Annotated in this window: 17 protein-coding genes and 1 tRNA gene; 9 read left to right on the forward strand and 9 right to left on the reverse strand. The window is 71.5% G+C overall.

Annotation, left to right across the window (positions count from 1 at the left end; genetic code table 11):
- Window positions 1–47: 47 nt before the first annotated feature.
- Together ACWAUO_RS07110 and ACWAUO_RS07115 are read right to left on the reverse strand one after the other, a co-directional pair.
- On the reverse strand, window positions 48–1439 hold the full coding sequence (locus ACWAUO_RS07110) for an MFS transporter (RefSeq protein ID WP_460774222.1): 1392 nt from the start codon (window positions 1437–1439) through the stop codon (window positions 48–50).
- Between the two features lie 146 nt (window positions 1440–1585).
- Complete coding sequence (locus ACWAUO_RS07115) at window positions 1586–3058, reverse strand: PucR family transcriptional regulator (protein ID WP_460774224.1); 1473 nt, start codon at window positions 3056–3058, stop codon at window positions 1586–1588.
- Window positions 3059–3389: 331 nt separating this feature from the next.
- Here ACWAUO_RS07115 and ACWAUO_RS07120 point away from each other — a divergent pair, with 331 nt between their 5' ends.
- From ACWAUO_RS07120 to ACWAUO_RS07150, 7 genes are all read left to right on the forward strand, one after another.
- Window positions 3390–4529, forward strand: a complete 1140-nt coding sequence (locus tag ACWAUO_RS07120) for a tyrosine-type recombinase/integrase (RefSeq protein ID WP_460774225.1) — start codon at window positions 3390–3392, stop codon at window positions 4527–4529.
- A 328-nt stretch (window positions 4530–4857) separates the two neighbouring features.
- Window positions 4858–5052: a helix-turn-helix domain-containing protein gene (locus ACWAUO_RS07125; RefSeq protein WP_460774227.1), complete on the forward strand. Its 195-nt coding sequence runs from the start codon at window positions 4858–4860 to the stop codon at window positions 5050–5052.
- 100 nt (window positions 5053–5152) lie between these two features.
- Window positions 5153–5734, forward strand: a complete 582-nt coding sequence (locus ACWAUO_RS07130; RefSeq protein ID WP_460774228.1) for a hypothetical protein — start codon at window positions 5153–5155, stop codon at window positions 5732–5734.
- A gap of 178 nt (window positions 5735–5912) precedes the next feature.
- Complete coding sequence (locus ACWAUO_RS07135) at window positions 5913–6284, forward strand: hypothetical protein (protein WP_460774229.1); 372 nt, start codon at window positions 5913–5915, stop codon at window positions 6282–6284.
- Window positions 6281–6745, forward strand: a complete 465-nt coding sequence (locus tag ACWAUO_RS07140; RefSeq protein WP_460774231.1) for a helix-turn-helix domain-containing protein — start codon at window positions 6281–6283, stop codon at window positions 6743–6745. Before ACWAUO_RS07135 ends, ACWAUO_RS07140 begins: the two co-directional genes overlap by 4 nt.
- Window positions 6742–6984 (forward strand): hypothetical protein, encoded by a 243-nt coding sequence (locus ACWAUO_RS07145; protein WP_460774232.1) that lies wholly within the window; start codon window positions 6742–6744, stop codon window positions 6982–6984. Before ACWAUO_RS07140 ends, ACWAUO_RS07145 begins: the two co-directional genes overlap by 4 nt.
- Complete coding sequence (locus ACWAUO_RS07150) at window positions 6981–7679, forward strand: hypothetical protein (RefSeq protein ID WP_460774233.1); 699 nt, start codon at window positions 6981–6983, stop codon at window positions 7677–7679. Before ACWAUO_RS07145 ends, ACWAUO_RS07150 begins: the two co-directional genes overlap by 4 nt.
- 227 nt (window positions 7680–7906) lie before the next feature.
- Here ACWAUO_RS07150 and ACWAUO_RS07155 read toward each other — a convergent pair.
- Window positions 7907–7978: transfer RNA gene (locus ACWAUO_RS07155), tRNA-Gln, on the reverse strand.
- A gap of 85 nt (window positions 7979–8063) precedes the next feature.
- Window positions 8064–9578, reverse strand: coding sequence for a glutamate--tRNA ligase (gltX, locus tag ACWAUO_RS07160; RefSeq protein WP_460774235.1), 1515 nt, complete (start codon window positions 9576–9578; stop codon window positions 8064–8066).
- A 147-nt stretch (window positions 9579–9725) separates the two neighbouring features.
- Here gltX and ACWAUO_RS07165 point away from each other — a divergent pair, with 147 nt between their 5' ends.
- Entirely contained in the window at window positions 9726–10796 is a 1071-nt protein-coding gene (locus tag ACWAUO_RS07165; protein WP_460774236.1) for an aminotransferase class V-fold PLP-dependent enzyme, read from the forward strand.
- Between the two features lie 120 nt (window positions 10797–10916).
- Here ACWAUO_RS07165 and ACWAUO_RS07170 read toward each other — a convergent pair whose 3' ends face one another.
- From ACWAUO_RS07170 to ACWAUO_RS07190, 5 genes are read right to left on the reverse strand one after another with little or no spacing between them, the layout of a single operon-like run.
- Window positions 10917–12137 carry an MFS transporter gene (locus tag ACWAUO_RS07170; protein ID WP_460774238.1) on the reverse strand — a complete coding sequence of 407 codons (1221 nt, stop codon included), beginning with the start codon at window positions 12135–12137 and terminating at the stop codon, window positions 10917–10919.
- A gap of 1 nt (window position 12138) precedes the next feature.
- The gene (locus tag ACWAUO_RS07175; protein ID WP_460774239.1) at window positions 12139–12903 is read right to left on the reverse strand and encodes a fumarylacetoacetate hydrolase family protein; all 765 of its coding nucleotides are present in this window, start codon (window positions 12901–12903) and stop codon (window positions 12139–12141) included.
- Window positions 12904–12910: 7 nt separating this feature from the next.
- The gene (locus tag ACWAUO_RS07180; RefSeq protein ID WP_460774241.1) at window positions 12911–14017 is read right to left on the reverse strand and encodes a branched-chain amino acid aminotransferase; all 1107 of its coding nucleotides are present in this window, start codon (window positions 14015–14017) and stop codon (window positions 12911–12913) included.
- Window positions 14018–14077: 60 nt separating this feature from the next.
- Window positions 14078–15130: a 3-isopropylmalate dehydrogenase gene (locus ACWAUO_RS07185; protein ID WP_460774242.1), complete on the reverse strand. Its 1053-nt coding sequence runs from the start codon at window positions 15128–15130 to the stop codon at window positions 14078–14080.
- Between the two features lie 44 nt (window positions 15131–15174).
- Entirely contained in the window at window positions 15175–16710 is a 1536-nt protein-coding gene (locus ACWAUO_RS07190) for an MFS transporter (protein WP_460774244.1), read from the reverse strand.
- A gap of 65 nt (window positions 16711–16775) precedes the next feature.
- Between ACWAUO_RS07190 and ACWAUO_RS07195 the strand changes: the two genes are divergently transcribed.
- On the forward strand, window positions 16776–17333 hold the full coding sequence (locus ACWAUO_RS07195) for a TetR/AcrR family transcriptional regulator (protein WP_460774245.1): 558 nt from the start codon (window positions 16776–16778) through the stop codon (window positions 17331–17333).
- Window positions 17334–17343: the final 10 nt, after the last annotated feature.

The following is a 17343-nucleotide window of genomic DNA, read 5'->3' on the forward strand; positions in this document are numbered from 1 at the left end:
TGGAGCCGGAGGGGCCTGGGCTCACGCGACCCGGCCCCTCCGGGGCTTCAGCGCTGCCAGATGTAGATGCCGCGCCGCTGCTCCGCCTCGTTGGCGGGGCTCAGATCGATGCCCTTGCGCTCACGCAGCAGCAGGGTCGCCACCAGTGAGAGCGCGGTCGCCGCGAGCAGGTAGTAGGTGACGTTCGTCGACGAACCGGTGCTCTGCTGGATCCACTGCGCGATGGTGGGGGCGAAGGCGCCACCGAAGATCGAACCGATCGCGTAGGCGATCGAGACGCCCGAGTAGCGGACGGACGCCGGGAACAGCTCGGCGTACCAGGACGACTGGGCGCCGTAGGTGAGGCCGAGACCGAGACCGAGCAGCACCAGACCGACCGTCAGCAGCACGAGGCTGCCCGAGTTCACGAACGGGAAGAGCGTGACGACGAACACGGCCTGCACGATCCAGCCGATCACGTAGGTGGCCCGTCGCCCGATCCGGTCGGAGAGCGAGCCGGAGACGAGCGTGCCGACGAGCCAGGTGATCGCGGATGCGGAGACCGCCCACAGCACCGGGCCGCGCTCGAACCCGAGGGGGCCCTCGGGGTTCGTGGCGTACCCCTGGATGTAGCCGCCGGTGGTCATGTACCCGGCCGCGTTGTTCCCGACGAACACGGCGGCGGCGAGCAGCACCAGCGGGGTGAACTTGGCGAAGAGGGTCGCGACCGGGACGCTCACCTGCTCCTTGCGCTCCGCCATCTCCTCGAAGACGGGACTCTCCTCGACGCGGCGGCGCACCCAGTAGCCCACGATGATGAGCACGATGCTGAGGAAGAACGGCACGCGCCAGCCCCACTCCAGGAACGCGTCGCCGGGCGCGATGAGTGCCATGACGGCGTTGACGGCGCTCGCCAGCAGCAGCCCGATCGGGACGCCGATCTGCGGGAACGCGCCGAAGAGTCCGCGACGCTGCTTCGGGGCGTGCTCGACGGCCATGAGCACCGCGCCGCCCCACTCACCGCCGGCCGAGATGCCCTGCAGCACGCGGAGGAGGATCAGCAGGATCGGGGCGGCGACGCCGATCTGCGCGTAGGTCGGGAGGAACCCGACGAGGGTGGTCGCCGCGCCCATGAGGATGAGGGTGAGCACGAGCATGGGACGGCGACCGATCTTGTCGCCGAAGTGGCCGGCGAGGAACGCGCCGAGCGGGCGGAACAGGAAGCTGATGCCGACCGTGACGAAGGAGATGATCTGGGCGAGGCCCGGGAAGTCGTCGTTGAGCGGCCCGAAGAACAGCGTGGCGAAGACGAGCCCGGCCGCCTGCGCGTAGATGAAGAAGTCGTACCACTCGACGGTGGTGCCGACGACCGTCGCGACCGCGACGCGCCGGCGGTCGGCGGTGCGGGCGATCGTGCCCGTCGGGGTGATGGCGCCGCGTTCGGCGTCGGGTGCGGACATGCGTGTGACCTCCATGGTCGTTCGGCCGCGGCGCGTCGGTGCGCCGACGGAGACGTACGAGCATCGAGTGTGCTCGCCGGACGACCCCGGCCGCCACGTCGAGATGTGAGAAGTCGAACCTCCGCTCTCTCACATCCGCACCAACGTCAGTCCCGAGGGCCGAGCCGGAGCGACATCCACAGCGCGAGCCGTGTGTCCGGGTCGTCGAGGTCGATCCCGAAGCGGTCGGCGATCCGGCGCAACCGGTACCGGAGGGTGTTCCCGTGCACCCGGAGCGCCTCCGCGGCGGCGGCGACGTTCCCGCCGTGTTCGAGGAAGGCGAGCAGGGTCTGCGCGGCAGCGGACCCGTGTTCGCGGTCGTGGCGCCGGAGCTCTGCGGCCACGGGCAGCAGTGCGTCCGCCGCGGTCAGTGCGGTGCCCGCACGCTCCAGGACGAGTGCGGTGCGCACGTCGGCGAACGCCGCGACCCCGGCGCCATGGCCGGCCTGCCACCGCGCTGCCTCAAGGCTCTGCAGCCTCGCGGTCGGCGCGTCCGCCACGGCGTCGCTGACGCCGATCGCGACCTCCTGACGGATGCTGTCGGCCACCCGCTGCACGGCTGCACGCGCGAGGCCCACGGCGTCGCCGGAGCCGCCCGTGACGGGCAGGAGCGCGTGCACGACGTCGTCGACGACGGCGCACCCGCCGCCGGGCCAGGCGGCGACGAGGAGGCTCAGCACCGAGGCGAGCTGCTCCCGCACGATCTCCGCCTCGCCGGCGAGATCGCCGCGCGGGACGGCGGCGAGGACCACGACCTCGCCCTCGTCGGTCCGCGGACCCGCCGCGCCACCGAGCAGGCGGGCCTGGACGAAGGACTGGTTGACGCGCCAGGCCCCGCCCGCGCGGGTCGACGAGGCGCGCATGAGGTGGAGGGCAGCGATGCGTGCCGCCGCCGCCAGCGCGGCGCGGTGCTCGGGGCCGGCGGCCGCCTCCCGCACGACCCAGACCGACCCGAGGAACTTGTCCCCGACCCGCACCGGCGCGACCAGGCGCGCCAGTGTGCCGGGCGACTCGACCCGTCGGACCTCGCCCGCGGGCCAGGTGCGCACCTCGCTGTGGGCGGCGACCATGCTCGCCGGCACCCGGCGGCCGAGGATCCCGTCGCGCCGGATGTCGTCGATCGGGTCCTCGGGACGTGAGGAGTAGGCGATGATGCGCGTGTAGTCGTCCATCACCGCGGTCGCGCCGCCGACCGCAAGGGCGGTCGCCTCGGCGAGGTCGAACAGGTCGGAGACCGGGTCCTCGTCCCCGGGTCCGGACTCGAGCACCAGCGTGATCCGCTGCAGCGCGGCATGCCAGGTGACACCTGGGTCGAGGACGAGCACCGGGATGGGGGTCGCCGTCGGCGTCGACACGGAACCCGCCTTCGCCGCGACCGCCACCGCGCCTCGCTCGGCCGCCGCGGCCGGCATGGCGGCCGGGTCGGGTGTCGTGGGCAGCAGGAGGACGAGGTCGCCGGCGGCCAGGTCGTGCGGATGCTCGGGGACGCTCAGCCGCTCCGCCCGACGCTCAGCGTCCACCTCGCCGACCACGTCCTGCACCAGGTCGCCGAGCGCGTCGACGAGTTCACGCAGCAGCATCCTGATCCTTCCGGCGGGGGGCGCGTGCGGGGCGGCACCCACGCCACCATAGCGACCGCCGGGCGACCGCCGGAAACGCGAAGAACCCCCGCCGAAGCGGGGGTTCCGAAGCGCTGGGGTACCTGGACTCGAACCAAGAACAACTGAACCAGAATCGGTCTTGCACCTCCCCCAGTACCCCGCGCAATACCGCCAGATAGGCGCTCCAGCACTGGCATCGAACGCCGTCAGGGCATGGTCACGTGTACCCTGGAATGGACACGCTTTGACCCTACGGATTGCACGCGGATTGCACGTGCGATCCGCCCACACCGAGCAGAGGCGGCACAGTATGGGCGCACGCAAGTACCCCACGAGACGCGAGAGCTGGGGCGCTGTGCGCAAGCTCCCGAGCGGGCGCTATCAGGCCTCATACGTCGGGCTGGACGAGCTGCGGCACACCGCACCCAAGACCTTCGACAACCTCGGAGACGCCCGCACCTGGCTCACACTCAAGCGCTCCGAGATCGCCCGCTCCGAGTGGCGGCCCGTCGCCAAGCACGCGCCCATCACGTTCGGGGAGTACGCCCGCGAGTACGTCGAGACGCGCACCGTCAAGGGCCGCCCACTCAAGCCGACGACCCGCTCCGGGTACCTCGACCTCATCGACGGGAGTCTGGCTATCTTCGGGGACGTGCGGCTCGACAAGATCACACCTGAGGCCGTGCGGCGCTGGCACTCCGAGATGGTCAAGACCGGCAAGCGCACCCAGAGCGCTCGGGCGTATCAGGTGCTCCGCGCCGTGCTCGCCCAGGCCGTCAAGGATCGTCGCCTGACCGAGAACCCCGCACAGATCGATGGTGCGCTCAAGGCCAACACTGGCCGCACCGTGAAGCCCCCAACCGACGCCGAGCTGGCGATCATCGTCGCCACCATCGACCCCCGCCTGGCACTCATGGTCGAGATTGCTGCATGGGGCGGGCTCAGGTGGTCCGAGCTGACCGAGTTGCGCCGCGGGGACGTGCAGATCGAGACGGGCACCAACGGCACCGCCTATGCCGTGCTGGCCGTCGTGCGTGCCGTGACCCGCGTGGATGGCGCGTACATCGTCGGCACGCCCAAGAGCGCGGCAGGCGTCCGTACCGTCGCGCTCCCGCCGACGTTGACACCCGCCGTTCGCGAGCGCGTCGCAGGACTCACCGATGACGCGCTGCTGTTCCCGTCGCTGACCGACTCGACCAAACACATGCACTCGGGCTCGTTCGCGAGCTACTGGCGACCGGCGCGCGCCGCCGCGGGGCGACCCGACCTCGCGTTCCACGCCCTCAGGCACTTCGGGCTCACCGAGTTCGCCCGCGCCGGGGCGACCGTGAAGGAGCTGCTGACGCGAGCTGGACACAACGACGTTGCGACCGCGCTGCGCTATCAGCACGAGACAGGGCGCGACGCCGAGCTGGCCGCCCGTATGGGACTCCGCGACACGAGCCCCTGACTCACCCGCGACACGCCGACAGCTCGGGGCGTTATCGATCCGTGACTATCGACGCTGATCGACCAAGTGACCTGGCATTTTCCTCTCGCAGTTCACTAGAAAACCGGCCTGATCTGGGCATTGTGTAGAGCCTCTAACCCGTGAGTGTCGGCCCATCATGGACACATGCACCCCGCACCAGGACAAGAGGTAGCGGAAGCACCCAGATCGACCAATGGCAGAACTGGCGGGTTCCTCCTGACAGCGGTCGCCCATACCCGAAGCAAGCCGCAACCGTTCCCCGACGAGCGCGGATCGCTTCGCCTGAGCGACGTTCCAGGAGGAACCCGTGAGCATCACATCCGAGCCCGTCGAGCTGTCCATAGCTGACGCCGCCGCCCGTCTGGGCGTTTCGCCCAAGACTATCCGCCGCGCCATCGCACGTGGTGACCTCGATGCACGGCGGATCGGCGCACGATTGATCCGCATTCGCGTCGCTGACCTCGACGCCTACGGCCAACCGCTCGGCGCGGGCGCGCGATGAGCGACACCCGTTCGGCACCTGTCGAGCGCGTGCCGACGCTGCAAGCGACACCCGCGACGGAAGCGAGCCGATGGGCGCGCGGCTAGTGGGCGAGGCGTTCGTGATCGGCACCCGTCACGACCTCACGGGCAACGAGGCGCGGGTGCTCGCGTGGATGGCCCTGCACGCCCTCGACAACGACGCCCGCCCGCGGTACTTCATGGGTCGCGAACAGACCGCGATGGCTCTCGGCTACATGGTGCCCGACGAGGTGGCGAGGGATCACCCCGAGCACAGGGGCATCAGTCGCGCCCGCGCTGCGGCGTTCCGGCGTGTCTCCGAGGCGATCAGCGGCCTGGCGGCACACCGCATCATTCATGAGCTGAGGAGCGCCCACAGCGGCCAACGTGCCGAGCACGAGCTGCGACTCCACCGCGCCCTCGACCCTGTGGATAAGTGCCCCGGATGCAACAGAAAGGGTGACGGAAAACGTCGCCCAGCCGTGGACGGAAACCGTCGTGCTGAGGGCGACGGAAACCGTCGCGAGAGGGTGACGGAAACCGTCGCCCCAAGGAACCAGGAGGAACCACAGGAGGAGAAAGGACCAGGAATCAACCCGGTATCCAGCACCATCTCACTTGCCCCTGTGGATGAGTTCGAGCCGATGAGTTCGAGTCGAGTGCTTGCGGGGATGGGCCGATGAGCGGGCGACGATGTGCCGATCACGTCGGGGAGCTGCATCCCGCTCGCTGCGCCGCGTGCGAGCTACTGAACGCCCCACGCCCTCGCATCGGCTACCACCCCGGCACCGAGTGCCCCAAGCACGCCGAGTACCCGCTGCCATGCGACCGCTGCGAGCGCGACGCCGAGGAGGGCATCCGATGAGCGACACCAGGAGCATCCGCGGGGCGGTCGAGCTGGACGCACTACTGAGCGAGCTGGAGAACACGACCCCGGCGTGCATCGGGGATGGCCGGTTCACGATGGACGAGCCCGAGCTGGCACCAGGCGACACGGGCGACATGCTCGACATCTGCGCGAGCTGCGACCTCATCGTCCTGTGCGCCGAGTACGCCCGGCGCGGCAAGCCGACCGGGGGATTCTGGGCGGGTCGACGGTTCGACATCAAGCCGCGCACCCCTGCCAGCGGCGCTGTACGCCTCCCAGACGCCGCGGAAGCCCTTCGGGAGGGTTCGGGTGCGTCAGGAACACAGATCGGCGCTCAGCGGCCCACGGAAGGAGCCCCGGCATGAGCGGCATCGACAGCGTGACCCGCGCCCGTGTCATCGAGCTGGCCGAGGCGGGCATGTCCCAAGCCGCCATCGCCCGCGAGGTCGGCATCGCCCGGTCCAGCGTCGGCCGCATCTGCGCCGATGCCGGTATCACCTTCGACCGCTCCAAGACCGCCGCCGCCGTCGAGGCGCACCGGATCGACCTCAAAGCCGAGCGGACCGCGCTCGCCGGGGAGACGGCACAACGCGCCCGCGCGATCCTCGACAAGCTCGACCGCCCTCACGTTGTCGTCGGCTGGTACCAGGGCGAGGCGTTCGAGCACGAGCTGGCAGGGCCGACCTCAGGCGATGCCCGCAACCTCGCCATCGCCGCCGCCGTCCTGGTCGACAAGCACCTCGCCCTCGTGAAGCACGACGCCGACGACCGCGACCTACCCGCCGTCGACAGGTGGCTCGCCCAGATGCTCGGAGAGACACCATGACCGGCTGGCGCGACCTCTACGACAAGGACGACCCCGACGACCGCCGTTCGATGCGAGCCCTCGCGAGGTTCGAGCGGGACATCGACGCCGCGCACACACCCGAGGCGATCAGCGCCGCCGTAGATCGGCTGCTGCGCCGTCTGGAGCGAGCCCGACGCAAGCGCACCACAGACCCCGCGGACAACCCCCGCGGTACCACCGGCCACCCGGCCACCACAGCACAGGAGAACGCACCATGACCACCGACACCGCCGCTGCGGCCACCGCTGCCGCCGACGCCTGGAACACCCGCGACGCCCAGCACCGGGCCGCCGTCGAGTTCCAGGATGCCGACCTCACCCCCGAGGCCACCGCCCGGCGCAAGCTGGAACGAGTGAACCAGGCCGACGATGCGTTCGGCGTCGCCGTCGACTGGGCACGGGATCAGCTCGCCCAGGCATCCGGCCCCACGATGCAGAGCGTGCTCGACGCCCGCCGCCCCGCTACCGCGGACGCCGCCGCCGTCGTCGGGCTCGAACAGGGCACGATCCGCACGCTGCTCGATGCAGGTATCAGCGAGCGCGACGTGCTCAACGAGGCCACCGAGGCACGACTGACGGCGCTGCTCACGATGGTCGACGTGCTGCCCAGCGTCGTGACCGCCCCCGACCGTGCCGCCGCCGCCGAGGACGCCCGCGCTGCCGTGTTCCGCCGTCTGGTCGACATCGGAGCTGCCGACGCCGTGGCCGCTGCCGAGCACGAGGCCGCCGTCGCACCCCTCGCCGCGTGGGTCGACGCACTCACCGAGGGTCAGCACGGCCCGGTCAGCCTCACGACCCGCCAGCGCATCCGAGCCACCGCGCCCGAGCTGTACGAAGCGACCTTCGGTGCCGCCGCGGGACGCCTCCCCATCGACAGCGAGGTGAGCCGCATCCGCTCCAACCGCCCGGCCTGACACCTGCCCCACCCCTCCAGCGCCCTCGCGTCGACCCCATGACCGAGGGCGCTGTGGCGTGCCGGTCGGCCTGTCGATGGGCAAAACCACGCGCGCACGCGCGAGAGCGTCGCGAGGTCAGTTCTGCGAGCCGGATTGCACATGGATTGCACGGGCTCGCGACCTGGCTCAATCGTGAAGTCGCCCGACACGAGAAAACCCCCGGCTGACCGGGGGTTTCTGTCTTGCTGGGGTACCTGGACTCGAACCAAGAACAACTGAACCAGAATCAGCCGTGTTGCCAATTACACCATACCCCATGGGGTGTCAGCCTCAGCTGCGCACAAGCATCTATCGTAGCCGAGGTGCGGGCGGAGGCCAAACCGGCGTGTCACCCCAGGCGTGTCACGCCTGGTGCTCCACCAGGGCGCCCAGCCGGCGGATGCTCTCGGCCTTGCCGAGCTGCTCCATCGACTCGAACAGCGGGGGCGAGACGCGGCGGCCGCTGACCGCGACGCGCAGCGGGCCGTAGGCGACGCGGGGCTTCAGGGCGAGCCCGTCGATGAGGGCGTCCTGCAGCGCCTGCTGGATGCGCTCGGTGCGGAACTCCGCCTCCGGGATGAGCTCGAGGGCGTTCACCGAGGCGACGAGCACCTCGCCGGCGTTCGCGGGGAGCCCCTTCAGCGCGTCCTCGTCGTAGGTCACGTCGTCGGTGAAGAGGAAGCCGAGCAGGCCCGGCACCTGGCCCAGCAGCTGCACGCGCTCCTGCACGAGGGGCGCTGCGGCCGTGATGATCGCCTGCTGCTCGGGCGTGGGCGGCTCGGCGACGAGGCCCGCGGCGGCGAGGTACGGCACGATCCGCGCCTCGAAGTCCTCGGGCGCCAGCATCCGGATGTGGTCGCCGTTGATCGCCTCGGCCTTCTTCTGGTCGAAGCGGGCCGGGTTCGGGTTCACGTCGGCGATGTCGAACGCCGCGATGAACTCCTCGAGGCTGAACACGTCGCGGTCGGCGGCGATCGACCAGCCGAGCAGGGCCAGGTAGTTCAGCAGGCCCTCGTGGATGAAGCCCTTGTCGCGCTGCAGGAACAGGTCGGCCTTCGGATCGCGCTTGGAGAGCTTCTTGTTGCCCTCCTCCCCCAGCACGAGCGGCATGTGGCCGAAGCGGGGGACGAAGTCGGTGACGCCGGCGTCGATGAGCGCCGCGTACAGGGCGAGCTGGCGGGCGGTGGAGGGCATGAGGTCCTCGCCGCGGATGACGTGGGTGATGCCCATGAGCGCGTCGTCCACCGGGTTGGTGAACGTGTAGAGCGGCTGACCGCCGGCGCGCACGACGACGAAGTCCGGGAACGACCCGGCGGGGAAGGTCACCTCGCCGCGGATGAGGTCGACGTAGGTGAGGTCGTGGTCCGGCACCCGGACGCGCCACGCGGGCTCGCGACCCTCGGCGCGGAACGCGGCCTTCTGCTCGTCGGTCAGGTCGCGGTCGAAGTTGTCGTAGCCGAGCTGCTTGGCGCGGCCGTTCGCCTCGTTGCGGGCGTCGATCTCCTCGGCGGTCGAGTACGACTCGTACACGGCGCCGGCGGCGATGAGCTTCTGCAGCACGTCCTGGTAGATCGCGCCGCGCTGCGACTGCCGGTACGGCTCGTGCGGGCCGCCCTTCTCGACGCCCTCGTCCCAGTCGATCTTCAGCCAGGTGAGCGCGTCGACGAGCTGGCGGTAGCTCTCCTCGCTGTCGCGGGCCGCATCCGTGTCCTCGACGCGGAAGATCAGCTTGCCGCCGGTGTGGCGGGCGTAGGCCCAGTTGTAGAGCGCGGTGCGCACCATGCCCACGTGCGGCAGGCCCGTCGGGGACGGGCAGAAGCGGACGCGGACGTCGCTGCCGGAGGCGGTCGTGGTGCGGGGATCGGGAGTGCCAGCCATAGCCATCCAGCCTACCCGCCCCGGGCTCCGCTCCCCTGGACGACGGATGGGGACGAGGCGACGGATGCGGGCGAGGATCGGATGCGGTGCCGAGCGGATGCGGGCATCGCCCTGGACGACGGGCGGGCCGCGCGGGAGGCTGGTGCGATGAGCACCGCCACAGCCGACGAGTCTGCGCTCGACATCCTCCGTTCCGGGTTCGACGGCGGGCGCGACTACCTCGCCGCGTGCACCGGCGGGCTGCTCCCCCGCGCTGCCGTCGAGACGCTCCGTGCCGTGCTCGATCAGGCGCCGCATCGCGGGCTCGACATGGCCGAGGTCGACGCGGCGGTCGCCGGCATGCGTGCGGATGCCGCCCGCATCCTGGGCGTCCACGCCGACGACGTCGCGATCGGCTCGCAGGCCTCGGTGCTCGTCTCACTCATCGCGGCGAACCTCCCCGACGGCGCCGAGGTGCTGGGGGTGGAGCACGACTTCTCGTCGCTGCTGCTGCCGTTCGTGCACGCGGGCCGCGGCATCCGGGTGCGCACGGTGCCGCTCGATCGACTCGCCGAGGAGGTGCGGCCGGGGGTGGACCTCGTCGCGTTCTCGCTCGTGCAGTCGGCGACCGGTGAGGTCGCCGATGCGGACGCCGTGGTGGCGGCGGCCCGCGCGGCCGGGGTGCGCACGCTGTGCGACGTGACGCAGGCGGCGGGCTGGATGCCGGTGGACGCGGGCCGGTTCGACGCCGCGGTCTGCCACGCGTACAAGTGGCTGTGCGCGCCGCGCGGGGTCGCGTTCCTCGCGGTCTCCCCCGGGTTCGCGGCGGGGCTCCGGCCGGTGCACGCGAACTGGTACGCGGGCGAGGACCCGTGGCGCTCGACCTACGGCACCGACGCCGTGCTCGCCGCATCCGCCCGCCGGTTCGACGTGTCGCCCGCGTGGGAGGCGGTGCTCGGTGCGCGGGATGCGCTCGCCGCATTCGCTCCCGTGCCGATGGCCGAGGTGCGGGCGTACACGACGGGGCTCGCCGCCGCGTTCCGGCAGGGCCTCGGGCTGGCGGCGCCGACGTTCCCGAGCGCGATCGTGACGTGGCCCGACCCCGACGGCGCGGACCTCGGCCGGCTCACGGCGGCGGGGATCACCGCATCCGGTCGCGCGGGTCGCGCCCGCGTCGCGTTCCACGTCTTCAACGACACCGTCGACGTCGCCCGCGCCCTGGCCGCCCTCCTCTCCTGACCCGCGCCGCCGGCGCATTGGACGCCGAGACTGCATCTGACCGCCGAAACAGCGGGGTTACCCCGCAGTCTCGGCGCGCAGATGCAGTCTCGCGGCCCAGGCCCCAGGCCCAGGCCCTCGTCAGCGGCGGGCGAGCGGGAGGAGGGCGAGGACGACGGCGACGACCACGAGCGCGGCGAGGGCCAGCCCGCCGTAGCCGATGAGGGCGAGCACGGCGCCGGCGGCGATGGACGCTGCGGCGCCGACGAGGTTCATGGTGAGGTCGCTGCGGCCCTGCCGCTTCGTGCGGAGCGCCTGCGCACTCGCCTCGGTGAGCAGAGCAGCCCCCGCCACCGTCACGGCGCTCCAGCCGAGGCCCAGCACGACGAGCCCGACCGTCACCGCCGACTGCGACTCGGCGCCGAGCCAGACCGTGCACAGGGATGCGGCGAGCAGCAGCTGTCCGAGCACGATCACCCGGATGCGGCCCCAGCGATCGGCGAGGAACCCGAACACCGGGGAGAGCGCGTACATGCCGGCGATGTGCAGGCTGATCGTCAGCCCCACGACCGTGAGCGCGGCGCCGTGGTGCAGCAGATGCACGGGGGTCATCGCCATGACCGCGACCATGACGCCGTGGGCGCCCGCGATGGCCGCGATCGCGACCCGCGCGGTCACCGGGCGGTCGACGCCCGCGACGACCCCGCCCGCCGCCGCAGCCGCACCCCGGGCGATGCGGGTGGCGATCACGAGCGGGTCCGGACGCAGCAGCACGAGGTACATGCCGACCGCGAGCACCTGCGCGGCGACGGTGAACGCGTACGGACCGGTGAGGGGCGGCATCCCGAGCCACCCGCCGAGCACCTCCCCGGGCCCGACGAGGTTCGGGCCCAGCACCGCGCCGATCGTGGTGGCCCACACGACGACCGAGATGTCGCGGCCGCGCGACCGGTCGGTCGCGAGGTCGGCCGCCGCGAACCGCGACTGCAGGTTGGCGGCCTGCCCCGCGCCGATGCACACGATCCCGGCGAGGAGGAGCGGCAGCATCCCGAGTCCCGTGCCCGCGACGACACCGCCCACGCCGACGAGCGCGAGGCACAGCCCCAGCACGAGCGCCGGGCGACGGCCGCGGGTCCGCGCGAGCGCTGCCAGGGGTACGGCGAACGCCGCAGCGCCGAGGGTCACGCCGGCGGCGGCGAGCCCGGACAGCGACTCGTCGCCGGAGACCTCCGCCACGATGACGGCGCCGAGCGAGATGGTCGCGCCGAACGCGATGCCGCCCAGGATCTGGCCGAGCGAGAGGGCCCAGAGCGTGCGACGGCGGATGCGGCCCAGCTCCAGGGCCGCATCCGCCGTCGTCATGTCACGCGTTCCGCGCGGTGCTGCGGAGGATGCCGAGGCCGGTGATCTCGACCTCGATCTCGTCGCCCGCCTGGAACGGGCCGACGCCCGCCGGCGTGCCGGTGAGGATCACATCGCCCGGCAGCAGCGTGAACGCCGCCGAGGCGTAGGCGATGATCTCCGCCACCGAGTGGATCATGTCGGTGAGCGGGGCGTCCTGCTTGACCTCGCCGTTCAGGCGGGTGGTGAGCCGCGCCGACGCGGGGTCGAACTCCGTCTCGATCGCCGGGCCCAGCGGGCAGAAGGAGTCGAAGCCCTTCGCCCGCGACCACTGCCCGTCGGTCTTCTGCAGGTCGCGCGCGGTCACGTCGTTGGCGATCGTGTAGCCGAAGACGTGGTCGAGCGCCTGCTCGGCCGTGACGTTCTTCGTGACCCGGCCGATCACGGCGGCGAGCTCGCCCTCGAAGTCGGTGCGCTCGGACTGCGAGGGCCGCACGATGGCGTCGTTCGGGCCGATCACCGAGGTGTTCGGCTTGAAGAACAGCATGGGCTCTTCCGGGGCCACGTTGCCGAGCTCGGCCGCGTGGTCGTGGTAGTTCCGGCCGACCGCGACGATCTTCGACCGAGGGATCACCGGCGCGAGCAGCGTGATCTCCGAGATCGGGATGCGCTGGCCGGTCGTGTCGAACCCGGCGTACATCGGGTCGCCGGCGAGCTCGACGATCTCACGGCCGTCGACGATGCCGTAGCGGATGGCGTCCTGGTGGCTGAATCTGGCGATCCTCATGCGGTCCTCAGGCGTCCACGCGCAGGAGCCAGCCGTGCTTGTCCTCGCGGCGGCCGTACTGGATGTCGGTGAGCTCCTCGCGCAGCGACAGTGCGAGCGAGCCGGTGGGCTGCTCGTCGAAGAAGTCCTTGCCCTTCAGCTCACCGATCGGGGTGACGACGGCGGCGGTGCCGCAGGCGAACACCTCGACGATGTCGCCGGATGCGACGCCCTCGCGCCACTCGGCGAGGCTGACGGCGCGACCCTCGACCTTGTGGCCGCGGTCGCGGGCGAGCTGCAGGATCGACTCCCGGGTGATGCCCTCGAGGATCGAGTCGGACTGCGGGGTGACGAGCGTGCCGTCCTTGTACACGAACACGATGTTCATGCCGCCGAGCTCCTCGACGTTGCCGTCCTGGTCGAGGAACACGACCTGATCGCACTCGTTCTCGTACGCCTCGGCCTGCGGCAGCAGGCTCGCGGCGTAGTTGCCGCCGGTCTTGGCCGCACCCGTGCCGCCCTTGCCGGCCCGGGCGAAGTCCTCGCTGAGCCAGATCGACACCGGCTGCACGCCGCCCTTGAAGTACGCGCCCGCGGGGCTGGCGATGAGGTAGTACGCCACCTTGTGCGCGGGACGCACGCCGAGGAACGCCTCCTTCGCGAACATGAACGGCCGCAGGTACAGGCTCTGGTCATCGCCGGAGGGCACCCAGTCGCCGTCGACGGCGATGAGCTCACGGATCGACTCGATGAAGTACTCCACCGGGAGCTCCGGCAGCGCGAGCCGCCGCGCCGAGCGCTGCAGCCGGCGACCGTTCTGGTCGGGACGGAAGGTGTGCACCGACCCGTCGGCGTGGCGGTACGCCTTGATGCCCTCGAAGATCTCCTGCCCGTAGTGCAGCACGGCCGCCGCCGGGTCGAGCGAGATCGGCCCGTAGGGCTGCACGCGCGGGCGGTGCCAGCCGCCGGTGACGGACCAGCAGATGTCGACCATGTGGTCGGTGAAGTACTGCCCGAAGCCGGGGTTCGTGAGGATCTCCTCGCGCGTGGCGGGCGACGCGGCGGCGAGGTTGCGGGTGACGGAGAACTCCAGGGGGGCGAGTCCTGCGTCGGGGTCGGTGTCGAGATTGGTCATCACTGTCTCACTGAGTCTGCGCGATGCGCTGTCGGGGCCATGGGAACGGCGGATTCCAGGCTACGCCTGGACGGATGCTGCGATCGAGTCGCCGATCTGCGCCGTGGTACGGGGCTCGGCGCCCCGGGCCGCGATGTCCTCCTCCACGGCGCGGGTGACGCGCTGTGCCTCGTCGCGGAGCCCGAGGTGATCGAGCAGGAGCGCGACGGAGAGGATCGCGGCGGTGGGGTCCGCCTTCTGCTGTCCCGCGATGTCCGGGGCCGATCCGTGCACGGGCTCGAACATCGACGGGAACGCGCCGTCCGGGTTGATGTTGCCGGATGCGGCGAGACCGATGCCACCGGTCACGGCGCCGGCCAGGTCCGTCAGGATGTCGCCGAAGAGGTTGTCGGTGACGATCACGTCGAAGCGGCCCGGGTTCGTGACCAGGAAGATCGTCGCCGCGTCGACGTGCAGGTAGTCTACGACGACCTCGGGGTGCTCCGCCGCCACCTGGTCGACGATGCGCTTCCACATGCCGCCGGCGTGCACGAGCACGTTCGTCTTGTGCACGAGGGTGAGCTTCTTCCGGCGGCGCTCGGCGAGCTCGAACGCGTACCGGACGACCCGCTCGACGCCGTAGGCGGTGTTGACCGAGGTCTCGTTGGCGACCTCGTGCGGCGTGCCGCGACGGATGGAGCCGCCGTTGCCCACGTACGGCCCCTCGGTGCCCTCGCGGACGACGACGAAGTCGATCTCGCCGGGCTCGGCGAGCGGGCCGGGCGCGCCGGCGTACAGCTTCGACGGGCGGAGGTTCACGTAGTGGTCGAGGTCGAAGCGGAGCTTCAGGAGCAGGCCGCGCTCGATGTTCGCGTCCTTCAGGCGCGGGTCGCCCGGGACGCCGCCGACGGCGCCGAGCAGGATGGCGTCGTGCGCACGGATCGCATCGAGATCCTCGTCGGTGAGGGTGTCACCGGTCTCCAGGTAGCGGGCGGCACCCAGGGAGAACCGCGTCTTCTCGAAGACGACGTCGCTCGACGCGGTCGCGGCGTCGAGCACCTTCTCCGCCTCGGCGACGACTTCCGGTCCGATGCCGTCACCGGGGATGACGGCCAGCTTCACGACACGCGACATTGCTCTCCTCGATCGGATTCCACGTCACGGCGTGCTCTGGCGCGTCATGACGCGTTACGGGACCTTCTCAGCGTAGTCGCCGCGATCACCCCGGCCGTGACGACGAGCCCGGCGCCGATGAGCGAGGTCGTCACGACGCCGGCGTCGAACGCGCGCGCTGCCGCCTCCCGGAGGGCGTCGCCCGCGGGGCCGAGCGCGTCGGCGGCCGCGACCGCGCCGGCCAGCGTCTCGCGCGCGGCCGCGGCGCCGGCCGCATCCGTCCCGGCCGGGATCACGAGGCCGCTGCGGTAGAGCGCCGTGAGGATGCCGCCGAGCACGGTGGTGCCCAGCAGCGCGCCGACCTCGTACGCCGTCTCCGACACCGCGCTCGCGGCGCCGGCCTTGGCGGGCGGGGCGTTGGCGAGGATGAGTTCGTTGGAGACCGTCTCGGCCGCGCCGATCCCGATGCCGAGCGCGCAGAACGCGACGATGAGCACGAGGAGGTCGCCGCCCATGCCGACGACGGCCGCGAGCAGGTACCCGATCACGGAGCACGCGAGCGCCGCCGGGATGACGATCGCCGGGCTCACCCGTGCGGCGATCGGCACGACGACGAGGCCGGCGAGGATCATCAGCGCGAGGCCGGGGACGAGGGCGAGCCCCGACGCCATCGGCGAGAGCCCGAGGATGAGCTGCAGGTGCTGCGCGACGAAGTACATGAACCCGACGAGGGCGACGACACTGAGGAGGTTCACCATGAGCGCCCCACTGAAGCCGGCGCGGGCGAACAGGCGCATGTCGAGCATGGGCGCGGCCGAGCGGAGCTGCCGCCGCACGAACAGCACGCCGAAACCGACGCCGACGAGCACCGCGACCACGGGCACGACGGCGAGTCCGTGGACCGCGAACTCCTTGATGCCGAAGGCGACCGGGACCATGGTCGCCATGGACAGCAGGATGCTGAGCGGGTCGATACGGCCGGGCGCCGGGTCGCGGCTCTCGGGCACGAAGATCGGCGCCAGGACGAGGAGCGGCACGAGCACCGGCACGGCCAGGAGGAAGACGCTCCCCCAGCTGAAGTGCTCGAGCAGCAGCCCGCCGACGATGGGGCCCAGCGCGGCGCCGGCGGAGAAGCCGGCGGCCCAGACGGCGATCGCGAGCCGGCGTTCCGCGCGGCGGGTGAAGACGCTCCGCAGCAGCGACAGGGTGGCGGGCATCAGCATCGCGCCGAAGACCCCGAGCAGGGCACGGACGAGGATGAGCGTGCCCGCGTCGGGGGCGAAGGCGCCGAAGGCGGACACGACGGCGAACCCGGTGGCGCCGATGAGCAGCATCCGGCGCCGGCCGAACCGGTCCCCCATGGTGCCCATGGTGACGAGCAGACCCGCGAGCACGAGCGGGTAGGCGTCGAGCATCCAGAGCTGCTGGGCGGACGCGGGCTGCAGCGCGAGCGCGATCTCGGGCAGCGCGATCGAGAGCACGGTGTTGTCGACCGAGACGAGCAGCACCGGGAGCATGAGGACCACGAGCGCGGTCCAGCCACGCCACCCCGCGGGGGTGCCGCCGGCCTCTGCGATGCGGATGTCGTCTGTCAGTGTCATGTTTCTATACCGTCCAGCTGGTACAGTATCACGGTGCACACCACCCCGTCGATAGCATCGAGCGCATGAGCCGTCCCCCCCACGCCCGTGAGAAGGTGCTCGACGCCTTCGAGCGCATCCTGCTCGACGAGGGTGCGCGCGCGGCCACGATGGATGCCACGGCGCGGGCCGCCGGGGTCTCCAAGGGCGGCCTGCTCTACCACTTCGGTTCGAAGGAGGCCCTGGAGCAGGGCATCCTGGACCGCCTCGACACGCTGCTCGCCGCCGACCTCGCCGACATGGCCGCCTCCCCCGAGGGCCCGGTCGCGTACTTCCTGCGCACCTCCGCGAAGGCGGACGACGCGCTGGACCGCGCCCTCGTCGCCGCCTCCCGGCTCGCGCAGTCGGGCAGCGCCGCCGCACGGGATGCCATCGTGCGCACCCGCGCGGCCTGGGCGGACGCCCTGCGACCGTACGTCGCCGACGACGTCGCACTCGACCTCGTGCTGCTGGTGAGCGACGGCCTGTATGCGAACTACGCCCAGCCCGACGGCAACGCCGCGGTCGCGGGCCCCGTCCCGTCGGGGCCCGCCATGGACGCACTCGTGGCCCTGGTCGAACGAGCGACCAGGGCCACGGGCTGAGCGGTTCCGG

It is taken from the genome of Microbacterium sp. GXF7504 (assembly GCF_054798235.1).